20 protein-coding genes are annotated in these 25,327 nt (G+C 39.5%); 15 read left to right on the top strand and 5 right to left on the bottom strand.

Annotated elements, in window-relative coordinates:
- Positions 1-47 precede the first annotated feature (47 nt).
- Together CEQ21_RS08120 and CEQ21_RS08115 are read left to right on the top strand one after the other, a co-directional pair.
- Positions 48-728, top strand: a complete 681-nt coding sequence (locus tag CEQ21_RS08120) for an HAD family hydrolase (RefSeq protein ID WP_185764171.1) — start codon at positions 48-50, stop codon at positions 726-728.
- Positions 729-743: 15 nt separating this feature from the next.
- Entirely contained in the window at positions 744-1,226 is a 483-nt protein-coding gene (locus CEQ21_RS08115; RefSeq protein WP_185764170.1) for a methylated-DNA--[protein]-cysteine S-methyltransferase, read from the top strand.
- Positions 1,227-1,245: 19 nt separating this feature from the next.
- On the opposite strand, the gene CEQ21_RS08110 is transcribed toward CEQ21_RS08115, so the two are convergent.
- Complete coding sequence (locus tag CEQ21_RS08110; RefSeq protein ID WP_185764169.1) at positions 1,246-2,961, bottom strand: methyl-accepting chemotaxis protein; 1,716 nt, start codon at positions 2,959-2,961, stop codon at positions 1,246-1,248.
- A 453-nt stretch (positions 2,962-3,414) separates the two neighbouring features.
- Here CEQ21_RS08110 and CEQ21_RS08105 point away from each other — a divergent pair, with 453 nt between their 5' ends.
- From CEQ21_RS08105 to CEQ21_RS08090, 4 genes are all read left to right on the top strand, one after another.
- Complete coding sequence (locus CEQ21_RS08105; RefSeq protein WP_185764168.1) at positions 3,415-4,110, top strand: glycosyltransferase domain-containing protein; 696 nt, start codon at positions 3,415-3,417, stop codon at positions 4,108-4,110.
- A gap of 221 nt (positions 4,111-4,331) precedes the next feature.
- Entirely contained in the window at positions 4,332-5,240 is a 909-nt protein-coding gene (gene murQ / locus CEQ21_RS08100) for an N-acetylmuramic acid 6-phosphate etherase (protein ID WP_185764167.1), read from the top strand.
- A gap of 192 nt (positions 5,241-5,432) precedes the next feature.
- Positions 5,433-6,794 carry a PTS transporter subunit EIIC gene (locus CEQ21_RS08095; protein WP_185764166.1) on the top strand — a complete coding sequence of 454 codons (1,362 nt, stop codon included), beginning with the start codon at positions 5,433-5,435 and terminating at the stop codon, positions 6,792-6,794.
- Positions 6,791-7,825 carry a MupG family TIM beta-alpha barrel fold protein gene (locus tag CEQ21_RS08090; RefSeq protein ID WP_185764165.1) on the top strand — a complete coding sequence of 345 codons (1,035 nt, stop codon included), beginning with the start codon at positions 6,791-6,793 and terminating at the stop codon, positions 7,823-7,825. Before CEQ21_RS08095 ends, CEQ21_RS08090 begins: the two co-directional genes overlap by 4 nt.
- Positions 7,826-7,983: 158 nt before the next feature.
- Here CEQ21_RS08090 and CEQ21_RS08085 read toward each other — a convergent pair whose 3' ends face one another.
- Entirely contained in the window at positions 7,984-8,445 is a 462-nt protein-coding gene (locus tag CEQ21_RS08085; RefSeq protein WP_185764164.1) for a hypothetical protein, read from the bottom strand.
- A 225-nt stretch (positions 8,446-8,670) separates the two neighbouring features.
- Here CEQ21_RS08085 and CEQ21_RS08080 point away from each other — a divergent pair, with 225 nt between their 5' ends.
- From CEQ21_RS08080 to thrS, 3 genes are all read left to right on the top strand, one after another.
- A complete protein-coding gene (locus CEQ21_RS08080) occupies positions 8,671-9,429 on the top strand; it encodes a GNAT family N-acetyltransferase (protein WP_185764163.1) in 759 nt (252 codons plus the stop codon).
- Positions 9,430-9,451: 22 nt separating this feature from the next.
- Positions 9,452-10,351 (top strand): PhzF family phenazine biosynthesis protein, encoded by a 900-nt coding sequence (locus CEQ21_RS08075; protein WP_185764162.1) that lies wholly within the window; start codon positions 9,452-9,454, stop codon positions 10,349-10,351.
- Between the two features lie 801 nt (positions 10,352-11,152).
- Positions 11,153-13,075 (top strand): threonine--tRNA ligase, encoded by a 1,923-nt coding sequence (thrS, locus tag CEQ21_RS08070; protein ID WP_185764161.1) that lies wholly within the window; start codon positions 11,153-11,155, stop codon positions 13,073-13,075.
- 85 nt (positions 13,076-13,160) lie between these two features.
- Here the strand turns inward: thrS and CEQ21_RS27250 are convergent, their stop codons facing one another.
- Entirely contained in the window at positions 13,161-13,286 is a 126-nt protein-coding gene (locus tag CEQ21_RS27250; RefSeq protein WP_268878984.1) for a hypothetical protein, read from the bottom strand.
- Between the two features lie 174 nt (positions 13,287-13,460).
- On the opposite strand from CEQ21_RS27250, the gene CEQ21_RS08065 reads away from it, so the two are divergent.
- Positions 13,461-14,483: an asparaginase gene (locus tag CEQ21_RS08065; RefSeq protein WP_185764160.1), complete on the top strand. Its 1,023-nt coding sequence runs from the start codon at positions 13,461-13,463 to the stop codon at positions 14,481-14,483.
- 358 nt (positions 14,484-14,841) lie between these two features.
- On the opposite strand, the gene CEQ21_RS08060 is transcribed toward CEQ21_RS08065, so the two are convergent.
- On the bottom strand, positions 14,842-16,047 hold the full coding sequence (locus CEQ21_RS08060) for an MFS transporter (protein WP_185764159.1): 1,206 nt from the start codon (positions 16,045-16,047) through the stop codon (positions 14,842-14,844).
- A 235-nt stretch (positions 16,048-16,282) separates the two neighbouring features.
- On the opposite strand from CEQ21_RS08060, the gene CEQ21_RS08055 reads away from it, so the two are divergent.
- Positions 16,283-18,262 (top strand): methyl-accepting chemotaxis protein, encoded by a 1,980-nt coding sequence (locus CEQ21_RS08055; protein ID WP_185764158.1) that lies wholly within the window; start codon positions 16,283-16,285, stop codon positions 18,260-18,262.
- A 195-nt stretch (positions 18,263-18,457) separates the two neighbouring features.
- A complete protein-coding gene (locus CEQ21_RS08050) occupies positions 18,458-19,996 on the top strand; it encodes a histidine kinase N-terminal 7TM domain-containing diguanylate cyclase (RefSeq protein WP_185764157.1) in 1,539 nt (512 codons plus the stop codon).
- A gap of 68 nt (positions 19,997-20,064) precedes the next feature.
- Here CEQ21_RS08050 and CEQ21_RS08045 read toward each other — a convergent pair whose 3' ends face one another.
- Complete coding sequence (locus CEQ21_RS08045; protein WP_185764156.1) at positions 20,065-21,276, bottom strand: MFS transporter; 1,212 nt, start codon at positions 21,274-21,276, stop codon at positions 20,065-20,067.
- Positions 21,277-21,572: 296 nt separating this feature from the next.
- On the opposite strand from CEQ21_RS08045, the gene CEQ21_RS08040 reads away from it, so the two are divergent.
- The 3 genes from CEQ21_RS08040 to CEQ21_RS08030 form a co-directional block, all read left to right on the top strand.
- Positions 21,573-22,532, top strand: a complete 960-nt coding sequence (locus CEQ21_RS08040; protein ID WP_185764155.1) for a S8 family peptidase — start codon at positions 21,573-21,575, stop codon at positions 22,530-22,532.
- Positions 22,533-22,694: 162 nt separating this feature from the next.
- Positions 22,695-23,627, top strand: coding sequence for a TRM11 family SAM-dependent methyltransferase (locus CEQ21_RS08035; protein ID WP_235907223.1), 933 nt, complete (start codon positions 22,695-22,697; stop codon positions 23,625-23,627).
- A 181-nt stretch (positions 23,628-23,808) separates the two neighbouring features.
- Positions 23,809-25,327, top strand: a 1,519-nt coding sequence (locus CEQ21_RS08030; protein WP_185764154.1) for an SNF2 helicase associated domain-containing protein, incomplete at its 3' end; no start/stop codon positions are given.

Here is a 25,327-nt window from a genome sequence, read left to right as displayed (position 1 = left end):
CATGTAAGCAATAGTTTATAATGGAAGAAAAGGCAGGGGCTGTTTATATGATAAAAGCAGTTTTGTTTGATTTAGATGGAACATTATTAAACAGAAATGAAGCAGTCCTGCATTTTGCAGAACGACAATATAACAGCATAATAAAAGCGACAAGCGATATATCGAAAGAAACATATATAAGCAGGTTCATCACCTTGGATGCGAACGGCTATGTTTGGAAGGATAGAGTCTATCAGCAGCTTGTTGAAGAATTTCACTTGACCGGCATCACTTGGCAGGAGCTGCTGCAAGATTATGTAGAGGAATTTCCGTATAGCTGTGTGCCTTTTGCTCATTTAAACGAAATGTTAGCAGAGCTTTCAGAAGCAGGGCTGCGCTTAGGAATCATTACAAATGGATACGGGCAGTTTCAGCAGAGCAATATCGAAGCATTAGGAATCAAACACTTTTTTGATACGATATTGATATCAGAATGGGAGAATTTGCGCAAGCCTGAACCAGCGATTTTTCAGCGGGCATTGCAAAGGCTGGATGCAACTCCTGACGAAAGTCTTTTTATCGGCGATCACCCACAAAATGATGTAGAGGCCGCCCGTAATGTTGGAATGCTTGGAGTATGGAAAGAAAATTCTGATTGGAGCAGTGCAGGAATGGAATATATCGTGAAGGATTTGACAGAAATTCCAATGCTGATAAGAAAACTCAATCAAGACATGGATAATAAATAGCTGGAGGAATGTTAAATGAGCGCTAAATATATAATTGATTATAAATCACCAATTGGGCTTGTCGAAATCACAGGTACCGAAGCAGGAGTATACTCTGTATTGTTTACAGATAGAGAAACCTTGCAATATCCATTGATGGAAAACACGCCAAAACCATTAAGAGCTTGCTATCAACAGCTTGATTTATATTTTAAAGGAGAGCTTGAGACATTTACTTTTCCATATATAGTCGAAGGTACAGATTTTCAAAAAAATGTGTGGAATACGTTACCGTCAATTTCTTACGGTAAGACAGGCTCCTATAAAGATATTGCAACAGCAATCGGCAATGAAAAGGCAGTTCGGGCAGTTGGTAGTACAAATGGCAAAAATAAGCTCTGTATTGTTTTGCCATGTCACCGGATTATTGGCAGCAATGGCAGCTTGACAGGTTATGCAGGCGGCTTATGGAGAAAGGAATGGCTCCTTGAGCATGAAAACAAATATGCCCCGAAATAATTATTTCAGGGCATGTTTGTTAAGAAATTTTAAATTGCTTAATGATTGCTTGTAAATCATCTGCTAAAACAGCCAGTGCTTGAGAGGAGGTAGTGATTTCTTCCATTGAGGCAAGCTGCTCCTGTGTTGCAGCAGAGATATTTTGTGTGATGGCTGCAGAATCCTTGGCCACACCACTAACATCATCGATTGATACATGAACAGTTTCTGTTCCTTTTGCTAGTTTTTGCAGTGCTTCTGAAATATCTTCAATTTGCGAGACGATACCGTTAACGGCTGTTTCGATTTTTTGGAAGGAAGCACCTGCTGTATGAACAACAGTTAAACCTGAGTTCACTTCTTGTGAGGCTCTTTCCATTGTTTCAAGTGTATGCTCTGTGTCCTTTTGTATTAATTGAATCAAATTCGAAATTTGTTCTGTTGATTTAGTTGATTCCTCTGCAAGTGTTCTAACTTCATCAGCAACGACTGCAAAGCCTTTGCCATGCTCTCCAGCACGTGCCGCTTCAATTGCTGCATTCAATGCCAACAGGTTTGTTTGGGCTGAGATGCCAGTGATGACATTCGTAATTTCTCCGATCTCAGTTGAACGTTCATTTAAGCTTTTGACAGCTTCTGATAAGCTGGTAACATTAGCATAAATAGAATTCATTTGCTTATTAACTTTTGTAATTGCTTCATTTCCGTCTGCAGATACTTGTGATGCATGAAGGACGTCTTTTGATATTTTTTCTGTATTATCAGCAATTGTTTTTGTATATGTCGTAATTTTGCTGATAACTTCGGCACTGTCTTCGATTTTAATAACTTGTGTATCTGTTCCTACAGTAAGTTCCTGCATGGTAAGTGTTATATGCTCACTTGCTTTGCTGTTTTCCTCTGCACTTGCACTCAGCTCTTCTGAAGCAGCAGCAACCTGTTGTGAAGAGTCATATACAGTGCTGAAAACAGATTGAAGCTTTGCTGTCATATTATTGAAGGACTTTGCAAGTTCGCCAATTTCATCTTTTGACTGGTAGCTTCCTTTAACAGTAAAATCTCCATCCTCTGCCAAAGAAAGAAGCTCTTTTACTTCCTTGACTGGTTTTACAATCATTCGGCCAATAATATAGCTCAAGAATAACAGCAGCAAAACAGCCAAAATGATGACAGCCGCAACAAAAATGGTAACGGTGTGTAAGCGTTCCTTGCTTTTCGTGTAAATTTCTTCTGCATGCTTTGTTTTCGCGGCAGCAAGTTCTTTTAACGTCTCGTTTACTTTTGTTCTGTTTGCTTCGACTTCTTTTAAGTAAAGGTCATAGCCCTCTTCGTTTTTATTAGCAAGAGCAAGATCAACCACTTTATCTGTTCCTGCAGTTAATGGAGTTACTTCCACCTTAAACTGGTCAAGCAGTTCTTTTTCTTCGGGAGTCATATTGCCACTCTCAATCTTGGCAACAAGTGTATCAATTTCTTCCCAGGCAGACTTAATTTCCTCCTGTAGTTCTTTATTTTTGGCTGCATCCTTTGTCAGCATTAGTTCTAATGTGTACGAGCTGCTTGATCTGGTATTAATTCTAATTTGCAGCATGTCAGTTATCGGCAGCAGATTCTCCTTGTACATAACTTCTGAATCCTTCGCCATAATACGAATATAATTTAAGCCTAAAAAACCAACTGAGCTAAGTGCTGCAGCACTTACTAGTGTGATAATCAAAAGCTTTCTGGTAATGTTTAAGTTTTTTAACAGTTTCAATGATGTAGCTCTCCTTTTATGTTTTTTTCCTGAAACTAATACATATATCGGCCTGCTTAATGCATTCTAAAGCAGCGATGTTCTGCCTCTTTTTTCCTTAGGTGTGTTGAAAGACTTGGTGGAGGAAGAGAATAGTACAAACATTGGCTTAAGCCTTCGCAGAACTTCCTAGATTTCACGCATTGGCAAAAAAATTCATATACTCGACTATTAGCAAACACTTTGTACCAATCTCTTGAAAGTTTGCAGAATGGATCTGATTTTTTGATGTTAATAAGTTTCATTGTGCTGATAAACGGATAATTACTAGAATTAGCATACATCTTGTTCTATTAACTAAAAGGCTTACATAATAGTACTAAGAAATCAATTATGTTATAATAAATGATTAATTGAATATTAAGAATTTTGTCGTTGTTTTTGCAGTGACATAAAATAGGGAGGAGAAGGTTGATGAAAAAAAGAGTGGTAATCTATACAGCAATAACAAAAGGCTATGATGAATTGAAGGAGCCGGCAATCAAATCTAATCAGTGTGACTACATATGCTTTACAGATGATCCAACACTTATTTCACCTACATGGCAAATAAGACCTCTTCCTCCGAGCGATTTGGATATTGTTAGGCAGTGCAGGCAGGTGAAAATTATGCCGCATTTCTTTTTGCCCGAATACGAATACAGCATTTGGATAGATGGAAATGTACAGATAACTGGTGATATCGATCAACTGATTGAACAGTATTTTATCAATGGCGATAAAACGCTTTATACATTTAAACATCCAGAAAGAGATTGTGTTTATGAGGAAGCGAAGGAATGTATCAAGAATGGGAAGGATAATGAAAGAATTATCAGGAAGCATCTGGCGTTGTTAAAGAGTGAATATTATCCTAAACAAAATGGCCTAATTGACAGCAATGTTATTCTTCGCAAAACACATTGTCCTGATGTCATGCAATTAATGGAGCAATGGTGGAAGCTTGTGAAAAACTACAGCAGAAGCGATCAGCTCAGCTTCAATTATGCCGCATGGATGACTGGGTTCTTTTTCGGCTACTTAGGGGGAAATAGCAGGGACAGCAGCAGCTATTTCCGCTATGTGCATGACCATGTAGTATTGGAAATGGAGCAGCCGGAACCAGTTTAATATTATGGTAAAAAGGGAGGCTGGAATGTCTCCCTTTTTTTGTATAATTGACTTCTTATATTTTAGTAAACTAGTTCCTTCTTCAAGAAACCAGCCCCATATTCTGGTTTCTTTTTTTTTGTAACCAAATGAACTAAAATTTTAAAATAAATTAATATTTATTGAAATTATGTTTCAGGGGACTTATAATAAACATGTAAAAAGAAATGGAGGACTAAGCGATGGATCAGAAGCTCAAATTATTAACAACAGAATCTCGCAATGTACGAACAATGCATATAGATACGGCTGAAACAATGGAAATTTTGAGGCTGATGAATGAAGAGGATCAAAAGGTAGCAATCGCCGTTCAGCAAGTTCTTCCAGAGGTCGAAACAGCTGTCAAATATGCTTATGAGTCTTTAAAAAAAGGGGGACGCATCATCTATATTGGTGCAGGTACAAGCGGAAGGCTGGGGGTTTTGGATGCAGTTGAATGCCCACCGACATTTAGTACAGATCCTGATTTAGTTCAAGGGATTATGGCTGGTGGGGAAAAGGCATTTATTAAGGCTGTTGAAGGAGCAGAAGATAATCAGGAGCTTGGTGCCAAGGATTTACAAAACATCTGCTTAACAGCAAATGATACTGTTATTGGAATCGCAGCAAGTGGCAGGACGCCGTATGTAAAAGGAGCGCTTTGTCATGCACGCAGTGTCGGCGCAAAAACAATTGCGTTATCCTGCAATAAAGATTCAATAATTAGTAAATATGCTGACATATGTATTGAAGTAGAGGTGGGACCTGAAGTGCTCACAGGTTCAACAAGACTTAAGGCTGCTACCGCACAAAAGATGATATTGAATATGATTTCAACAGCTACAATGATTCAAAATGGAAAAGCGTATGAAAACCTTATGGTAGACGTGCATGTTAGCAATTATAAGTTGAAAGAAAGAGCGATCCACATCATCTGCAAAACTACAGGAGCAACCTATGAAACAGCCAAAGAGACGTTGGCAATAGCACAAAATGAAGTGAAAACAGCCATTGTTATGCTTAAAACCAATCAGGACTACACGCAGGCTAAAGTACTCTTAACAAAAGCAGAAGGTAATGTAAGAAAAGCAACTTCTATAGTGGAGAACTAAGAATGGCAGCAGGCGGAGCTAGATGCTAATCACGCAGCTGCAGTGTAATCGGAAACAAGAGAATCATCTATTGAACAAAAACGTGAGGCAGAAAAAAGAGATAAGTTCTTATGAAGCTCAATTTCTCAAACAAAAAAATTTAAGCGGTTTCATTTTAATTGTTTTGGAATTGATATTAAAGGAGGAACTAACATGTCTGGGGAAAATCATGTTTTGGCACTGAAAATATTAGAACAGCTTGGCGGTCCGGCTAATATTGCCGCATATACACATTGTATGACACGCCTTCGTGTAACACCAATTGATAATAATGCTGTCAATAAACCAGCCATAAAAAAAATCAACGGTGTATTAGGGCTGGTTGAGGATGAGACATTGCAGGTTATATTAGGGCCAGGGAAAGTGAATAAAGTCGCAGAGGAGTTCGGCAAGCTGTTAGAACCTGCCGGAGACGTTAAGCTAGAAGAGCTGGCAGCACAGAAGAAAACTGCATTAAAAACCAAAAATTCTACTCCGGTTAAAATGTTTTTGCGTAAAATCGCCAGTATTTTTATCCCGCTTATCCCAGCATTAGTTGCATCTGGATTAATTACAGGGATTACAAAGGCGGTTGTACAGGGCGGCTGGCTGTCAGCAGAGTCTCAGCTTGCGACGATACTAACAGTTATTGGGAGCGGTTTGTTTACTTATCTTGGGATATTGGTCGGAATAAATGCTGCAAAGGAATTTGGAGGTTCCCCTGCATTAGGTGGGGTGGCAGGTATATTAATTATTAATCCCTCTGTTGCAGGAATAACGCTCTTCGGTGAAGAGTTATTGCCTGGCAGGGGCGGTTTAATCGGGGTATTATTTGCTGCTATCTTTATCGCAATCGTTGAAAAACGGGTGCGTCGGATTGTGCCACAGTCCCTTGATATCATTATCACACCAACAATCGCTTTATTAGTTACAGGAATTGTCACATATCTCGTGTTCATGCCAATTGGCGGTTTAATCTCTGATGGAATAACAAAAGGCTTGCTCGCTATTTTAGATATGGGAGGGGTTGTTGCAGGATTTGTTTTAGGTGCCGCTTTTCTGCCATTAGTTGTAACAGGCTTGCATCAAGGATTAACACCTGTTCACCTTGAGCTTATTAATTCGATTGGTGATGATCCGCTGTTGCCGATTTTAGCAATGGGCGGTGCAGGTCAGGTGGGTGCCGCATTTGCGATCTACATGAAAACGAAAAAGGCACGATTGAAACGGGCGATCGGCGGTGCGCTTCCTTCCGGCTTGCTTGGCATCGGTGAGCCGTTGATTTTTGGGGTTACCCTCCCGCTTGGAAGACCGTTTTTAACAGCTTGTCTTGGTGCTGGGATTGGTGGTGCATTTCAGGCTTATTTTAAAGTTGCGACAGTCGCAGTTGGAGTTTCCGGCTTGCCGCTTTCCTTTCTTGTTCATGCCCAGCAAATTCTGTATTACTTGGCAGGTTTAATTATCGCTTACGCAGCAGGCTTTGTTTTCACATTTTTGATTGGCTATAAGGATGAAATGGCGAGTGAGTTCGAATGATTGGCATTTCATTTTATCTAAATGATCCACTTGCAGAGGAACGAATAATAGAAGCAAGTCAAAAAGGGATAACAAAGGCCTTTACTTCGCTGCATATACCAGAGGAAAGAGGGGGTCTCGCAAGCAGAGCCTCTGAATTACTTAAGACAGCTAAAGCCTGTGGTATGGAAGTTTATGCCGATGTATCGTTGAAAACGCCCCGCCATTTAAATATTGACAGCTTGGAACAACTGAGTACTTTAGGAGTAGTTGGCATCCGATTAGATGACTTCTTCGAAAGTAATAGAATGATAGAACTATCAAAGTGCTTTCACATTGCTGTTAATGCCAGTATCATCTTAGAAGAAGAGCTTGAGAGCTTACTAGCAAACGGACTTAATGCGAAAAGGCTTATCGCTTGGCATAATTTTTATCCCCGTCGTGAAACAGGTTTAGATAAAGACTTTTTTCGGACACAAACCGCACTTTTTAAAAGCTATAATATTCCGGTTTGTGCCTTTATCCCGGGAATTGCAGAAAAACGGGGACCGGTTTTTGAGGGTCTTCCAACATTGGAGAGTCATCGGGAAATACATCCGTTTATAGCGGCAGTTGAGCTATATAAGCTTGGGATAACAGATGTGTATATTGGTGATCCAGATCATGGAAAGGGATTATTAGAACAACTGATTAAATATGATGAAGACAAAATTCTGCCAATTCGTATTCAGTCTGGACTGTTAAAAGAAGGCATTAATCGATTACGTCCTGATTTATCTCCTGATGTGCTGCGAATAATGGATTCTCGTACAAACGAATCTGTCGAACCTGTCAATAACTTGGCAAGACAGCGAGGGATGATTACTATGGATAATCATTTATACGGACGTTACTGTGGAGAAGTGCAGATTGTACTGCGAAATCTACCAGCAGATGAGCGCGTAAATGTGATAGGAGCAGTTAATAGTGAGGATTTACAACTTCTATCTTACATTCAACCTGGGCAAAGGCTGGAGTGGAAAATGGGTGAAGATAAACACATCGATAAGTAGCAAGAAGCTCTGTTAAAAATCTTAACAGGGCTTTTTATTGTAAAAACTTTTCTGAATATATGATAAACTTAAGCGGAATAGCTAAGCGTAAAAGTCGTATTAAGAAAGTAAAAAAGAATGCGGCTAGAATTGGTAGATGCATTCTTTTTTGTTTAGCTTTATGTTTTTAAAAGCCATTTCTTAACAGACAATCCTATGATAATACCCGGTAGCACACAGAGGATTGGCATAAATATTGGGCCAAGCAATATGCCGAAAATGGTCCATTTTTGACAATAAATTAGCCCGACTGTAACACAGATGGCGCATGAGACATAGGGCAGGAACGCGTAAGGAGGGGATGAATCTTCATCGTCATATGTATCTCTTACAGCATCCCACATCGCAAAAAAATAAAGGCATGGATAAAACATCAGCCATTGAAAGTGAATATTCTCGATTGATTTGTCAATATTGCCATGGAAGCTCGAAATGATCGCAAGATTAAAATTAGAGTGCCGGTTAATCACCATTTCCATCATGATGAAAAGCAGTGATTTTAAATACTTGTGATTGAGCAGCTGGCCAAAGCCAGGAAAAGCAATTGACCATAACAATCTTTCCAGTGTCACCTTATTCAACTTATAATCAGCCTGCTTCCTTCTGATAATTGGTAATTAGGTAAATTGTTAAAGCCACATATCAAAAAGCAGATGTCCATCTATAAAAGTCATGGATGCTGCATCATGTGAAAATGGTAAGATAGTGTCTTGATGTTTATAGTATTTCAAAAGAACACCATAATTATTATCTTTTTACAAAAATTGTATAATTTATATTGAGAATTACACAGGGAGGTATGTGATTTGAAGGGAATTTCTTATATGGACATTCATAATGAAGGAGTTACAGCCTTTGAAAGCGATATGTTTGTCCATCTACATGATTTAAAAATACCTATTCGCTATGACAGTAATTTAATCGCTTTTAAGCGCATGCCAAATGTGCAGGAGTTTAGCAAAACAGAAAAATATTTGCATGACTACCATCTGGAAAGAAATCAAAAACATTTGAAATTTACTTTTCCTCCAAATGAAAAGATAGAGAAAGAAGTGTTAGCAAAACTGATCAGTGAAGGCTATGATATTGGATTTACCGAATTGTATAAGATAGTCCCGCAAAACTTTCCAAAAGTCAAAAAACAGCAAGACATAGAGGTAGTACATGTCAGCGATAGCGGGCTTGAGGATTTTTTAACATTGAGTTATCAGCAAGATAGTATCTATGGCAGTGAGTTTGCGGCAAGTAAGCGAGAAGTTAATAAGCTTCATTTTAAGGATTCGAAATTTTGGCAAGTGTTGGCTTACTATGTTGGCATACCGGCCGGCGGGCTGGAGATAATCATACAGGATCAAACAGTTGAGATTGATGGTTTATTTGTGCTGCCGGAATTTCAACGAAAAAAAATAGCTGCTCATATGCAGCAGTTTGTCATGGAATCCTTCCCTGATAAAACAGTTATCCTTGTCGCAGACGGTGAAGATACACCGAAGGAAATGTACCAAAAGCAAAATTATCAATATGTCGGATACAAGTATGAAGCAATTAAGGTGTTTGGCGAATAACTAAACAAGGAGACTAACAGTGATGAAAACAGTTAACGTTTATCATTATGATGCTTTTAGCACAAAACCTGATAAAGGGAATCCTGCTGGTGTAGTGGTGGATGGCGCGCTTTTAAGCGAAGCAGAAATGCAGGAAATCGCTTCTAAGGTCGGCTTTAACGAAACAGGCTTTATCACTGCATCTGATAAAGCAGATTTGAGAATTCGTTATTTTACACCAGGTCATGAAATGGACTTATGCGGACACGGAACAATTGCCTGTTTATATGGGTTACATGAGCATAATCTGCTTCTGCACAAGGATTCTTTCACAATTGAAACAAACGCTGGAGTTTTACCAATCAAGCTGCAGGTCAACGACAACGGCCGTTTGTACATAACTATGAAACAGGCTGCACCGAAGTTTATTGAATTCGGAGGTTCTAAAGCGGACTTGGCCTCTGCGTTAGGTTTGGCAAGTGACGATATTTCAGATGCACTGCCAGTCATGTATGGCAGTACAGGAATATGGACATTGCTAATACCAATTAACAGCCTTGCAGCATTTAAAAAGATGAAGCCGCAAAATCAGCTGTTTCCAGAGGTTCTTAAGGAAATTCCCAAAGCCTCCTTGCATCCGTTTTGTTTAGAAACAGAGCTAGAACATGCAGATATGCACGCTCGCCATTTTTCGTCTCCGTTTTCTGGAACAGTGGAAGATCCTGTAACAGGAACTGCATCTGGTGTTATGGGGGCATATTATGCTGAATTTATAAAAAAAGAAGCAGTCAGACCCTTTGAACTTGTGATAGAGCAAGGCTTGGAAATCGACCGTGCTGGTAAGGTTCTCGTTAAAGTATCAGACAGCGAAAACGGTCCTGATATTGAAATTGCAGGTACTGCTGTTTATGTGAAGAGTATGGAAATATCCGTTAATCAATAAAGCGATTTTTTCGGTAAAAATAAAAAGACTATTGCAAAGTTTAATGAACCGTTGTAATATAATGGATAATAAAAAGCGATGACAAGGACATGAATTATTTTTACGGTCTGCAGAGAGGGAAGTGGAGCTGAAATCTTCCCGGCTAAGGAAAATGATTTACCACCTTGGAGCAATGCCTTAGAAAAGGCATCGTTAGCTGCGTTAAAGCTCCAGAGCCGCAAAGAGTTTTTGCGGGAAGTTGGGTGGAACCACGGGTATAAGCACACTCGTCCCTTATTAGGGATGAGTGTGCTTTTTTATTTATATAAACATGCAATGACAAGGACATGAATTATTTTTACGGTCTGCAGAGAGGGAAGTGGAGCTGAAATCTTCCCGGCTAAGGAAAATGATTTACCACCTTGGAGCAATGCCTTAGAAAAGGCATCGTTAGCTGCGTTAAAGCTCCAGAGCCGCAAAGAGTTTTTGCGGGAAGTTGGGTGGAACCACGGGTATCAAGCACACTCGTCCCTTATTAGGGATGAGTGTGTTTTTTTATTTATATAAACATGCAATGACAAGGACATGAATTATTTTTACGGTCTGCAGAGAGGGAAGTGGAGCTGAAATCTTCCCGGCTAAGGAAAATGATTTACCACCTTGGAGCAATGCCTTAGAAAAGGCATCGTTAGCTGCGTTACAGCTCCAAAGCCGCAAAGAGTTTTTGCGGGAAGTTGGGTGGAACCACGGGTATCAAGCACACTCGTCCCTTATTAGGGATGAGTGTGTTTTTTTATATATTTTTTTAGGAGATGATTGTTAATGAATCAGGAAAATTTTATCAATGTAGCATTACCGGATGGGAAGAGTAAGGAATATCAAAAGGGCTCTACTGCAGCGTTTATTGCTGGTGACATAAGTGCAAGCCTGCGTAAAAAGGCAGTAGCTGCCATTATCAATGGCAAACTGTCTGATTTAGACACTAGCTTAGAGGAGGATGCACAGCTTTCCATCGTCACAATCGATTCGCAGGCTGGGCTGACTGTTCTACGCCATACTGCAGCACATATCATGGCACAGGCACTAAAAAGGCTGTATCCAAACATCCAATTAGCCATAGGTCCAGTGATTGAAAATGGTTTCTATTATGATGTGAAAAGTGAAAAATCAATATCCATTTCTGATTTACCACTGATTGAAAAAGAAATGACAAATATCATGAAGGAAGATTTGGCCATTAACCGTATAGAGGTGTCTTATGCAGAAGCTGAAAGGATTTGGAAGGAAAAAGAGGAGCCCTTTAAGCTTGAGCTGCTGCAGGCAATTAAGGATGAGGAGATATCTATTTATGAGCAAGGTGAATTTATTGATCTTTGCCGCGGCCCCCATCTTCAGAGAACAGGCATGTTAAAGGCATTTGCTTTAACTAATGTTTCAGGGGCTTATTGGAAGGGAGACAGCGAAAATGAATCACTGCAGCGTATATATGGAACAGCTTTCCCAACAAAACAAGCTTTAGGAGATTATTTGCATTTTTTAGAGGAAGCAGCTAAAAGAGATCATCGTAAGCTCGGAAAGCAGTTAGGCTTATTTATGTTTTCAGAGGAAGCTCCAGGCATGCCGTTTTATTTGCCAAAAGGGCAGTTGATTCGCAATGAACTGGAGCAGTTTTCACGCGAGTTACAAGGGCAATCAGGATATGAAGAGGTACGTACTCCTTTCATGATGAATCAAAAACTTTGGGAGCAATCCGGTCACTGGGATCATTATAAGGATAATATGTATTTCTCCCATGTAGATGAGCAATCATTTGCGTTGAAGCCAATGAACTGCCCCGGTCACATGTTGATATTTAAAAATAAACTTTATTCTTACAGAGATTTGCCAATCCGCCTTGCTGAGTTTGGTCAAGTCCATCGACATGAATACAGCGGCGCCTTAAATGGGATGCTTAGGGTCCGAACATTCTGTCAGGATGATGCCCATTTATTTGTTCGGGAGGATCAAATTCAGGATGAGATAGTTAATGTGTTTGCACAAATTGATAAAGCATACAGCATATTCGGTTTTGATTATAAGGTGGAGCTGTCAACAAGACCGGAGGATTCATTAGGGGATGATAGCCTTTGGGAAGCTTCTGAGTTAGCGCTGCAGCAAGTATTGGATAATATGAACATTAACTATTCTGTAAATGCAGGAGACGGTGCATTTTATGGGCCGAAGATTGATTTTCATATTAAGGATGCCTTAAATAGGAGTCATCAATGTGCAACAATTCAGCTTGACTTTCAAATGCCAGAAAAATTTGATTTGTCTTATATAAATGAACAGAATGAAAAGGTTCGGCCTGTAGTTATTCACAGAGCTGTTATGGGAAGCCTTGACCGGTTTTTCGCCATTTTGATTGAACATTTTGGCGGTGCTTTTCCAGTTTGGCTTGCACCTGTTCAAGTAGAGATTATCCCAGTCTCACCTGTTCATATGGAGTATTGCCTCCAAGTCCAAGCAGCAATGAAGGAAGCGGGAATTCGTGTGGAAGTGGATAAACGTCAGGAAAAGCTAGGCTATAAAATCAGAGAGGCACAGCTGCAGAAAATTCCTTACATTATTGTTTTAGGGGATCAGGAAGCACAAGCAGGTACTGTGAATGTGCGCAGATTCGGTTCGGAACAGAAGGAAGAGCAATCGTTACAAGAGTTTCTCGATGCCATTTGCCAAAAAGTAAGGAATCGAAGCTTAAGCTAATAATTTACATGAAAAAGCCTGTCATACTAGCCGAAAACAATCGACCAGTGTGACAGTGCTTTTATTTTTTCAGGTAGAGAGTTAGTTAGACACTTGGAACCGCAAACAGCTTAAGAAAGCCATTTAGCTTATAAACAGAATGGTTTAAGAGGTAATCCAATCTTGTACGCAGTCTGATAAACGTATAAATAATGGTTACAAGTATCATCAAAATAAACCCCTCCTAAAATAATGGTGATGCCAGTAAAGTGGCCTTCTTATTTTTTCATCATTACGAGAAATTATCCGTTGAATAAATTATGTCATTTTTCAAAATGTTTCGACAACCTAATTGATTTATATTAATATTTAGTATAAATCAGAAATTCACATAGGGGTGTTCGGAATGGAAAAATCGATTTTAGTTTATAGAGGAAGCCAAGTGGAAAGCACACATTGTGTTCATATTGCTGTTGTGAATAGAGAAGGGGATTTGCTGTATTCTGTTGGAGATCCTAACAGGATGACATTCCCGCGTTCGTCAATGAAACCATTTCAGGCTGTTCCTCTTGTGGAAACAGGTGCAGCAGACCACTTTGCGTTTGACGCACCTGCACTTGCACTGAGCTGTTCCTCACATAGTGGAGAGAACTACCATCGAAATACGGTTTTAAATATATTGGACAAACTCGAATTACAGGAAGAGGCACTCCAATGCGGCACACATACACCATGGAATATGGAAAGCTATAAAAAACTGTTAAGAGCAGGCAAGGATGTAACACCTGTTTACAGCAATTGTTCTGGAAAGCATTCGGGCATGCTGACAACGGCTGTTCATCTGCAGGAGGACATTAGCTCCTACCGGGACATAAATCATCCTGTTCAGCAACGCATATTAACAGCCATTGCGGAAATTTGCTCCTTTTCAAAGGAGAATATTCAATTAAGTGTTGATGGCTGTGGTGTGCCTGTTCATCAAATTCCATTAATAAATGCTGCACTTGGATATGCACGGCTTGCTAAGCCGGATAAGGAAGTAAATGAGCAACGGTCTGAAATACTTACAAGAATACGTGATGCAATGGTGGCACATCCAGAAATGGTTGGTGGGACAAATCGATTTGATACAGATTTAATGAGAGCATTTGGCGCACAAATTGTCTCGAAAGCGGGAGCAGAAGCAGTCCAATGCCTCGGTTTAACAGATGCTGGTATAGGAATTGCCATTAAGGTAGAGGATGGGGGCACAAGAGCAGTTAGTGTCGCCACAATCGAGGTGTTAAAACAGCTAGGCGTTGGCAACGACCAAATTTATCACCAGCTATCTAAATATGCAGAAGCACCTGTATATAACGCAAGGAAGGAAAAGATTGGAGCAGTTAAAGCCAATTTTTTGCTTGCGAAACGGTTAGATGAACATAAGTAAAGCGGGGTGGACAAAACAAAAATACCAATCTAAACACGAATAATTTTATCTAACTTTGAGACAATGGAGAATGGAATAATAAAATAGAGAGCAGTTTTAAAATTAATTCGTTCCATTACATGTCACCCACTCGCTTTTCTTTGGGGAGGTTATGGAGCCTCCTCGTCTTCGCTTGTGGGGTCTAAATCGTCTCTATTTTCCTTAGTAGTCGAATAGCCTCCGCTCCATTCTACTAAGATTTTTTAATTATGGTTTTTTAAACTGAAAACGACAAAAAACCAAACCATTAATCAATAAACAATTAAATAGTTTGGTTTTGAAATAGACTTTAATACTTATGTCTTAGCGTCTTTTTTTATTATCTACCCTGTGCTGGAACGGCTGCACGAAGGAAGAATGATACTCCAAGACCAATCAGCAGACAAATACTTAAAATAATGAACGACAATGTGAGCATTCCTGTTTTTAGCAGCTGTACCGCTACGATTGGACCTGCACTTGCTCCAAGAAACAGGACGAAAGCATTGAAGGAAATCGCCGTGCCTCTTGCATTCCCGCCCTTTTGACTGATGAGAGAAATGATTACAGGCGAAACAACCGCAATCCCTGCTACAAAAATGACACTTAAGATAACCACTGCTGTTAGCGAAGTACTGAAGCCTAACAAGAACAAGCCGACAACAGAAAGAAACAGGCCAGCCCGCATCACTGTCAAGGCACCAAATCGTTTCGAGATAGAACCAACAAAAAAAGCAACAACCATCCCGATAATACCAACTGCACGAACATACAGAATTTGATCACTTGTTAACCCAAACTTCGGTGAAGATAAATAACTCCCCAAAATCGTATACATTCCGACTAATGTGAACAACAGCATAAATGTAACAGCAAAGCAAAGAAGCAGCTGCGGTTGGTGAAACAATAGTTTAATTTGCTTGAATTTACTCCAAATATGCTCATTTGATTTTGGCAAATCCTCTTTTGGCAAAGCGATAATAACAAGGACTGCTGAGAATAGATAGACAACTCCTAAAATAAAGAAAATTGCATTCCAGCCAAGAAGCTGGTTTATTATCCCACTGAAAATCTGGCCGATAATGCCTGCCATAAGAAGTCCTGTGCTAATAAAACCAACGACAGTTACCCGTTTATTTGGCGGGAACATTTCACCAGCATAAACGAGGGAAATAGGTGCAAAAGCCGCAGCTACAAGCCCCTGTACCGCTCTCAAAAATACGAGAGCATGATAGGAATGAACAAACCCAATCATAAATGTCACGACAGTTAAGACGCTGATACTAGAAACCATTAATACTTTGCGGCCGTATTTATCAGAAATAGGTCCGTAAAGCAAGCAGCCAAGTGCATAGCATAACGAAAATGAACTGCCTATCCACGATGTTTGGTCCAAAGTAATCTGAAATTCTTCGGAGAAGACAGAGGTTAGGGGAATGGTGATATACATGCTCGTCAAGAGGGTGAGTCCACACCAGAAAAGAATAAATGTTATAAAGGGATAATTCCGTTTTTGACTTGCATCATTAATAATTGCTTGATTCAAATAAAGCGCTCCTTTAGTAATTTTTGCTCTCTTTTTTGGATGTACGAATCCATTTGCTGATTATATAGTCTTTCTAAAGGGTATGCAATTAATCGGATTATAAACCGCCTTCATTCTATTTGGGTATTTTATCCGTTATTAGTAAAAATAATGGGTATATTTTCTTATATATAAGGCAAATTTCCTGTCGATATAGGAATTAGATTAAGATAAAAAGATAAAGGCAGGAGACAACATGGGGAAACAAAAAGGATTAAAGAGAATAAAAATGACGATCAAAAGGAAACTGCTGTTAACCTTTTTACTGTTGGTGATTATACCAGCAATAACGATAGGGGCAGTTTCTTATTTAAGTGCAAATAAGGCGATTTCAAGCCAAATAACATATGCCGCAGAAGCAAGTGTAGACTTGCTGAATGAATATATAGATAGTACGGTAGAGCCAAAAGTAAAGGATGCTGAGTTTTTTGCTGAAAATATGTCGATAGATGAAAACAGTGTAAAGAAAAACTCCGACTTAAGAAAGCGCCTTGACGAGTATGCATCGCTTCATCCAGAAGCAGCCAGCATTTATGTTGGTACACCTAATGGAGACATGATTCAATATCCGGTTAAAAAGCTTCCTGACGGTTATGATCCACGGGAAAGAGACTGGTACAAAAACGCAGAGGCTACGACAGATACTTTTATATCTGATGCCTATTTATCAGCATCAGGAGAAATGGTTGTTACTATTTCTAAGAAGCTTACAGATGGAACTGGAATTATTGGAATTAACTTAAAGGTTGATTCGATTAAAGACGTAGCAAAAAAAGTGACAATTGGACAAGAAGGTTATTCCTTTATTCTTGGCAGGGAAAAACAATATGTATACCATCCAACGAAGGAATCTGGTTCAGAAGCAACAGACAGCTTTATGGCAGACCTTTATGAAAGTAATCAAGGACACCTGAACTATGAATTAGATGGTGAACTGAAAAGCATGACCTTCACGACAAATAAATTGACTGGCTGGAAAATTGCAGGAACAATGTATAAAAGCGAAGTAGATGCTGCATCAGCACCTATCGTGAAATCAGCTTTATTTATTGAGATTCTGGCAATATTAATCGGAATTATAGTTGCTGTCCTTGTAACGCGCTCTATTATCAGACCGATTCAAAAACTGAAGGACAGTGCCATTATTATCAGTAAAGGGAATTTATCAGAACCGATAGAAGTAACCTCTAAGGATGAGGTTGGCGAGCTTGGGAATGCTTTCACTGAAATGAAGGAATCGTTGCGTGATTTGATATCACAGGTAGACACAAATACAGAACAAGTTGCAGCAGCTGCAGAAGAGTTGTCAGCGGCAGCTGAAGAAACAAAAACAGCAACTATTCATGTTGCATCATCCACCCAGCAAATCGCAAGTGGTGCAGAGGTGCAAACAGTAGGGATTGAGAAGACGGCTAAAGCCATTGAAAAAGTAGGACAAGGTATCAATACAATCCATGAAAATGTTGAAATTGTTAATGAAGAAGCGAGATTAACAGCTACTCATGCAATAGAAGGCGGAGAGTCAGTTAAGAAAACAGTTGATCAAATGAACACGATCTTTGAACATGTTAGTGAATCAGATAAAATGATCAAGTCATTAAACGACCGCTCTAAAGAAATTAATGAAATAAGCAATGTTATCAGCGGCATCGCAGAGCAAACAAACCTTTTAGCACTTAATGCCGCAATTGAGGCAGCAAGAGCAGGAGAGCAAGGCAAAGGATTTGCTGTTGTGGCAGAAGAAGTAAGAAAGCTTGCTGAACAGTCGCAAACATCCGCTAAACAAATCACTGGCTTGATTAAGGATATCCAGACAAGTACAGAACAGACTGTCGACAAAATGAAACAGGCAGCAGATAGTGTTCAGACAGGAATAGACGTATCACAGGAAGCAATTGTTAAATTCCAAGCAATCATTGAAGGAATTAAAACAATGGGACCAAAAATGGAAGAAGTTTCGCAAATTGTTAAGGGTGTAACGGGAGAAATGCAGTCAGTTACGTCTACTTCCTTTGATTTGGCAAATATTGCAAAAGAAAACACCGCTGCCTCTGAAAGTGTGGCAGCAAGTACAGAAGAGCAAATTGCAGTCCTTGAGGAAGTTACTGCATCAGCAAAATCACTATCAAGCATGTCAGAAGAGCTGCAGGAACTAATCCGTAAATTCACTATCTGATTGGTAAGATATTCTAATTAGTATATAGTGAAAGTAATAAAACGGATAAAGCCTGAGTTCATCAGAGTTCATTAGTAAATGGCCCCTATTTTAAAGTGAAATAGGGGCCTATTTTATTATATCCTTGCTGTTAAGAAATAGAATATAATAAAAGCAATAAATAATGAGGTAAAAATCTAATTTGGAGAATGAAAGATGTCACAACAATTATTCCTTTTTGCTTTTATTGATATATGTGGCGGGCTGTTAAGTGCACTATTATGTATTTATGCTTATTACCGCATACGCAATGCTCCAGGAGGAATTTTCTATATTTTAGGAACCTTCTGCAGTATGCTATTTACGTTTTTTTATGTGTTTGAGCTAACAAGCACGACACTTGAGCATATGAAAATATGGCTGCGCCTTGAATATCTCGTATTGCCATTTATACCGGTATTTACATTATTCATGTGCATGGAATATGTAGGTGTTAAGTGGAGTCGCCGTTTGTACTACTTTTTTTTCGGCCTTCCGTCATTGACGATATTGATTCACTATACGAATGATTTTCATCATTTCTATTACAAATCAATGGGTGTAGACACATCTGGGACTTTTCCTACCTTAAGTCTTGAAGGCGGTCCATGGTTTTATGTCCATTCTTTTTTCCTTTATGCATGTGTTTTAGGCAGCATTATTTTGCTGTTGGCACAGCTTCGAAAGGGGAAAGCAAGGCGCTTTAAATGGCAGATTGCGACAATGACAGCAGGTCTTTTTGTCCCTGTACTTGGCAGTGTTTTTTATTTGACAGGCTTAAGTCCTAACGGCATTGATTTAGGGCCAATTTCAATGAGTATTTCCTTTGTTTTTCATGGGGCGGCGATTATATCGTTACAAATGTTCAGTGTTGCTCCAATTGCTAGAGAAAAGGTATTTGACAGCATGGAAGAAGGGGTTTTGGTATTAAATCAAAACAATGTTATTGTGGATTTTAATCCAGTCATGCAAAAAATGGTTCCAGCGATCAAGAGCCGTTCAATTGGCAAACCTGTTAAGGAAATGCTTAAGGAAAACGAGTCACTTTTGGGTATTGTCGTAAAAGGAGAAAAACAAGATTATAAGCAGGATACACTGCATTATCAAATCAAATTTACTCCCGTTTTGCATCGGAAAAAGCATCTCGGCCAAATCATAACATTTGTGGATGTCACCGAAAGAATATTAATGCAGGAACAATTAAAAGCTATCGCCAGTCTGGATGGTTTAACAAATGTGTATACCCGCAGTTTTTTTCTGCAGAAAACAGACGAGCTGTTTGATATGGATAAAGTGGCTATTATTATGTTTGATATTGATCACTTTAAGAGAGTGAATGATACTTTTGGTCATAAAGCAGGTGATATTGTTCTGAAACAAGTAGTACAATGTGCCAAACAGCATATTAGAAATTCTGATTTTATTGGCAGATACGGTGGTGAGGAGTTTATCATTTGCCTGCCTAATACCTCTCAAGCAGATGCTGTTCAAGTTGCAGAAGCAATTCGTCATGAGGTTGAGAAAAGCAGTGTAAAGGTAGACGAAGCAGCAATTAATGTTACTGCCAGCTTAGGAGTGACAAGTGCCGTTATTGATAACGACGAAAATGAACAGCTTATCGCTTCACTTATGGATGAAGCTGATATAGCACTCTATGAAGCGAAGAATGGTGGTAGAAACTGCGTGCGCAGCTTTGGGAAATCTGCCGTATACTGACAAAATGAACCTGTACCTTAATTAGGGTACAGGTTTTTAGCGTGATTCTCCAAAGGTTAAAAACTTCACTAAAGTAACTTGCCCTTTTGCAATCTTTTCAATCGAATTAGCTGAAAACTCCACAATAGATAAACACCTCCAAAAGCAATATATAAGAGGCCGTTTATGGCTCCTAATATGCGCGGTTGGAGTACATCCAACAGCAGGCCGGTGGCAAACATGGACAAACCTAAACTTGTATTCCCAATCGTTGCAGAAAAAGAAAAATAAGCTCCTTGATGCTTTGATGGCAGTTCGTTCATTATGACAGTGTCTAGCAGGGTATTGCCTACACCTCCAAATATCGTAAGAAGACCAAACAAAACCGCGATTATCATGAATGAACCAGTTTGACTGACAGCCAGCAAAATGAACCCTTCCATCAACATGGAAAGATAGGCAAAAAACAAGAAATGGTTCTTAATATACTTAGTAAGGAGCGGGCTGATGATAAATCCCGTTCCAAGCACACTATAAAGAATTCCTACTCCTAACTCTCCGGCAAAAAAGGTGCTGTCTGCATACACACTGATCAGAACATTTTCAATTCCATTCGCAAGCGGAACAAGAATATCAGCACTTAACAGCATGATGAATAAGGAGGAAGAGAAGAGTACTGAAAACAGCCCGGTTTCTTTGGATTCAAAAGGAGAAACAGCCTTGCTCTGCGGAGTTTCCAAGCTTTCAATCCTGTTAATGAAGGCACCAGCAACGATAAAGGAAACAATATTCACAAGAAAAGCAGCGTGAATTCCAAACAGATAGGAAACTATGCCTCCGGCCAATGCGCCAATTACAAGGACGAAGCCTAATTGTACCTGCTCTAAACCGTTCACACCCTTCAAGTTTTTGGGAGCAATAATTGCTGGAATGCTGGCTTTTCTTACAGGAGCATATAAGGCTTCTCCACTTGCTAAAAGAAAGGAGGCAGCATAAATAATCCAAATATCTGCTTTATTTTCGACAAAGAAAAACGAAATGGCTATGACAGCCCGAGCTGCGTCTATAAAGATTAGCAGATTTTTTCGGGACCAGATAGCTGCAATTTTGTTGCTAAAAGGACCAAACAGCAAGAAGGGCAGCATGCGAAGAGCAAGGGTTATACCGACAGACATGCCAGAATCAGCAAGCTGTAAAATAAGGGACAAGGTAGCCACTTGGCTAACCCGGTCACCAATGCCATTAATTAGACCAGCTAGAAAAAGCTTTTGATACTTCTTTTCTGTTGTCAGAATGAACATTCTTAATCACCTTTTTAGATTATTATCTAATTAGATGATAATCTAATTAATTGGAATTGTATAGAGGGAAATGAGGAAATTCTTAGAATTCGTGACTGCTATTTTCATCGTTTCTTAGAAAAGATTTGAAATTACTGTCTATTAGTTGAGTCATTTATATCAGGGGAAAACCAATTAAATCGGCAAATTTCCGCAAAACATGTGTTCTTGTATGAGTCGAAAGGCTCTTTTTTTGAATATGCTAAATTGTTAAACTATTTAATGTAAACTACTAATCCTACAGGAGGGATCATATTTTGAGACCAGAAGTGAAGGTAATACCTTACAAAGTAGAGCAAGTGGTGCAACTGACAAATGAGGTGCCAACAGGAATACAGCAAATTCAAGCACCTGCATTATGGGCAAAATCGAAAGGAAAAGGAATAAAGATTGCAATCCTTGATACAGGCTGTGATACGACACATCCTGATTTGCAGGAGCGCATAATTGGCGGCTATAACTTTACAGATGATGATAACTCGAACCCAGATATTTATACAGATTATAATGGACATGGCACACATGTGGCAGGAACAATTGCGGCTGTTGAAAATGCTAATGGAGTTGTTGGTGCAGCACCAGAAAGCTCCCTTCTTATCGTGAAGGTCCTTAACGGACAAGGTTCAGGGCAGTATGATTGGATTGCCAACGGAATTCACTATGCTATCGAACAAAATGTTGATATTATCTCGATGAGCTTAGGAGGACCAGATGATGTCCAAGCCCTTCATGATGCCGTCAAAAGAGCAGTCGACAACCAAATCCTTGTTGTCTGCGCAGCGGGAAATGAAGGCGATGGACGTGACACAACAGAAGAGCTTGGCTATCCTGCAGCCTATAACGAAGTAATCAGTGTCGGTTCCGTGGATTTTACACGAAGCTCTTCTGAATTTTCCAATTCTAACAGAGAAGTAGACCTTGCAGCTCCAGGAGAAAATATTCTGTCCACCTATTTGAATGGCCAATATGCTAGACTTAGCGGCACATCCATGGCTGCACCGCATGTCTCTGGCGGACTAGCCTTAATCAAGGCGATTGCCGTTCAGGAGTTTGATAGACAGCTAACAGAACCGGAGCTGTATGCACAGCTAATTAAACGGACTGTTCCTCTTGGCTTCTCTCCAAAACTAGAAGGAAACGGACTGTTATATTTAACAGCACCAGAGAAGCTGGCAGAAGCAATCCAGTCGACAGTTACAGAAATGCTGTCAGTTTAAATAAGATATTATGCTTTTAGAAGATGTTCCTTTAAAAGGAGCATCTTTTTTGTTTATATATACCCTATCTGGAAGTAAATTCTAGCAATCCGTATAATAGTAATACTTCTGTAAGTCCATTATAATAACATAATAAATATGTATTAGAATGAGGGCTATTAATTGAAAATCAAAGGTTATCTTTATACTATATCTTTTCATGAGGATGAAACAGACTTATGCAAGCTGGAGATGCGCTCTCTTTTTCCGGATGACAGTATCTCTCCCAAAGGTTTTGTCGAAAGCAAGCTGGAGCTTGAGCAAAGCAGAAGTCCATTTATGAAAGGAAGGGTGGACATAGTTGCAGAAAGTGAAAGCTATCATGAACTTTTGTCCGTAATAAGTGAAATTGGTTTAAAAGCAGCTTCCTATAAAGTCGTTTTTATAAAAGGAGATGGAAATATTCCATTTTCTGATAGAAAACGGATGGAAAGAGAAGCTGGTGCATATATAGAGGGAACTGCTGATTTACAAAACCCGGAACAGACATTTGCTGTCATGTTTGCAAATGACCGCTGGATATTTGGTTTTTACCATAAAAGTAAATCTGTTTGGCTCGAGCACCAAAACAAGCCTAATCAATATTCCACTGCATTAAGCACGAGGCTAGCAAGAGCTGTTGCTAATATTGCCGTGCCACATCCCGCAGGTGTGAAGGCGATTGATCCTTGCTGTGGCATCGGCACTGTTTTGATTGAAGCGTTGTCGATGGGAATAGACATTGTCGGCAGTGATATTAATCCGCTAGTAACAGGCAAAGCGCGAGAAAATATTGCTTATTTTCATTTAAGTGGAGAGGTGCTTTTACAGGATATCAAGCTTGTGAATGGTGTATTTGATGTAGCCATTATTGATATGCCATACAACCTTTGTTCTGTACTTCCGTATGAGGAAAAGCTTGAAATGCTTAAAAGTGCGAGAAGATTTGCTAAAAAAGCAGTCATTGTTTCTATAGAAGAAGTTGATGAAGCTATTAAACAAGCTGGATTCGCGATTGTCGACCGCTGTACAGCAAATAAAGGCAGCTTTAAAAGACATGTACTAGTTTGTAAATAATGGAGTTTGTCAGTGGTGCACATTGTTTGTTGCATATAAGGCACGATGTTAGAATGAAACAAGAGAAAAGCAAGCAAATGGACTTGTCGAAGAAGGAGAAAGCCAGATGAATGTTAGGCTAACAAAAAACATCATAAAAGAAATGTGTGGCAATGTCTCCTTCAAGCGAGGAGATTCTTTTGTGAGAAGCAATAAAGTTACGTTTCAATTATTTAATGAAGATACATGTAAGGCAACTGTCCACGGTGCAGATGATTTTAAGGTTAGCATAAAGGCGTCATCAGATACCATTCAAGCAGAATGCTCCTGCCCGAAGCTTGCTTCCTTTCAAAAGGATTGTCAGCATGTGGCCGCAGTTTTACTGGCGGTTTATGAACATCAGTTAAAGAAAACCGCACCACATATCGAGCAGAGAGAGGATCTGCTTGCAGACGAATTATTGTCTATTTTTGATTTGCAGCCTAAACGGAAAAGTGCACATCAACGTCATTTTGAAAATCGAGAAGTCAGAAAAGCAGCATTTGTGTGTCGGGTGGAGGAAGTAAGTAAAAGGATGATGCTTGCAGTTGAAATGCATATTGATGATGTTGTTGTACCAAATATGCATGCCTTTTTGCTTGCTTGGAAACAAGCAAATGTCTATACAACAGAAGCTATAATCTATAATCCAGAAACACAATGCTTTATAAAGGAAGCAGATGCTGTATTGGGAGGGCTGGTGGCAGTGGCTGAGGACGAAAATGCCTACTTGCCGCAGTTAAGCAAGAACGGAATGATAGAGGAAAAGCACATGGTATTGCTTACGCCATCTTCCTGGCCAGCTGTTCGAAAACTCCTCACAAAGGCGCCTCATGTTGAATTTCAATGCTGGGCAGAAACACATCAAGGCTTAACCCTTTCTAACGGGAAGCTGCCATTAACCTTCCAATTTGAGCATGGCAACACAGGTAATCATCAGCTCTCTATTGCTGGAATGGAACAAATCCAGCTGCTTCCTATGTATGATTCTGTTGTTTCAAGCGGAATAATCTATGAGATAGACAGTGAAGATATTCAAAGGCTAACAGAGTTAAAGGGGATGCTTGAACAGACTGGCACAAATCATATTCCGATCCGCCAAAACCAAGCGGAGTTTTTTCTGGAAAAGGTAGCGCCTAACTTAAGGAAACTGGGCAATGTGCATATAAGCAGTCAGTTTGTTCGTACACCACTGCAGGCAAAACTGTATTTGGACCGTGTCAATAATCGGCTCTTGGCAAGTTTAGAATTTCATTATGGACATATTGTGATAAACCCTGTGGAAAGCAGGGATGTTCCTGCAAAAGGTGCTTTTGTCAGGGAGGAAGACAAGGAAAATGAAATACTAAAAATAATGGAAAACAGCTCGTTTGCTGAAACAGAAAGCGGCTATATCCTCTACAATGAGGAGCTGGAGTATGAATTTCTGTATAACACCTTGCCAGAATTAAAATTAAGTGTACAAATATATGCTACAACAGCAGTCCGTAATCGCATTTTCAAGGGAAATAGCTTCCCGAAATTCAGGGTAAAGGTGAAAAAGGATCGCATTAACTGGCTGGAATTCAAGTTCGAAATGGAAGGCTTTCCAGAAAGAGAAATTAAGGAATTGCTGTCTGCATTAGATGAGAAACGCAAATACTATCGACTACAAAACGGCTCGCTGCTTTCCTTGCAGACTA

The organism is Niallia circulans (assembly GCF_007273535.1).
Lineage (GTDB): Bacteria > Bacillota > Bacilli > Bacillales > Cytobacillaceae > Niallia > Niallia circulans_B.
The sequence above is the reverse complement of the archived record's forward strand: the minus strand, read 5'-3'. Positions and strand labels throughout refer to the sequence as shown.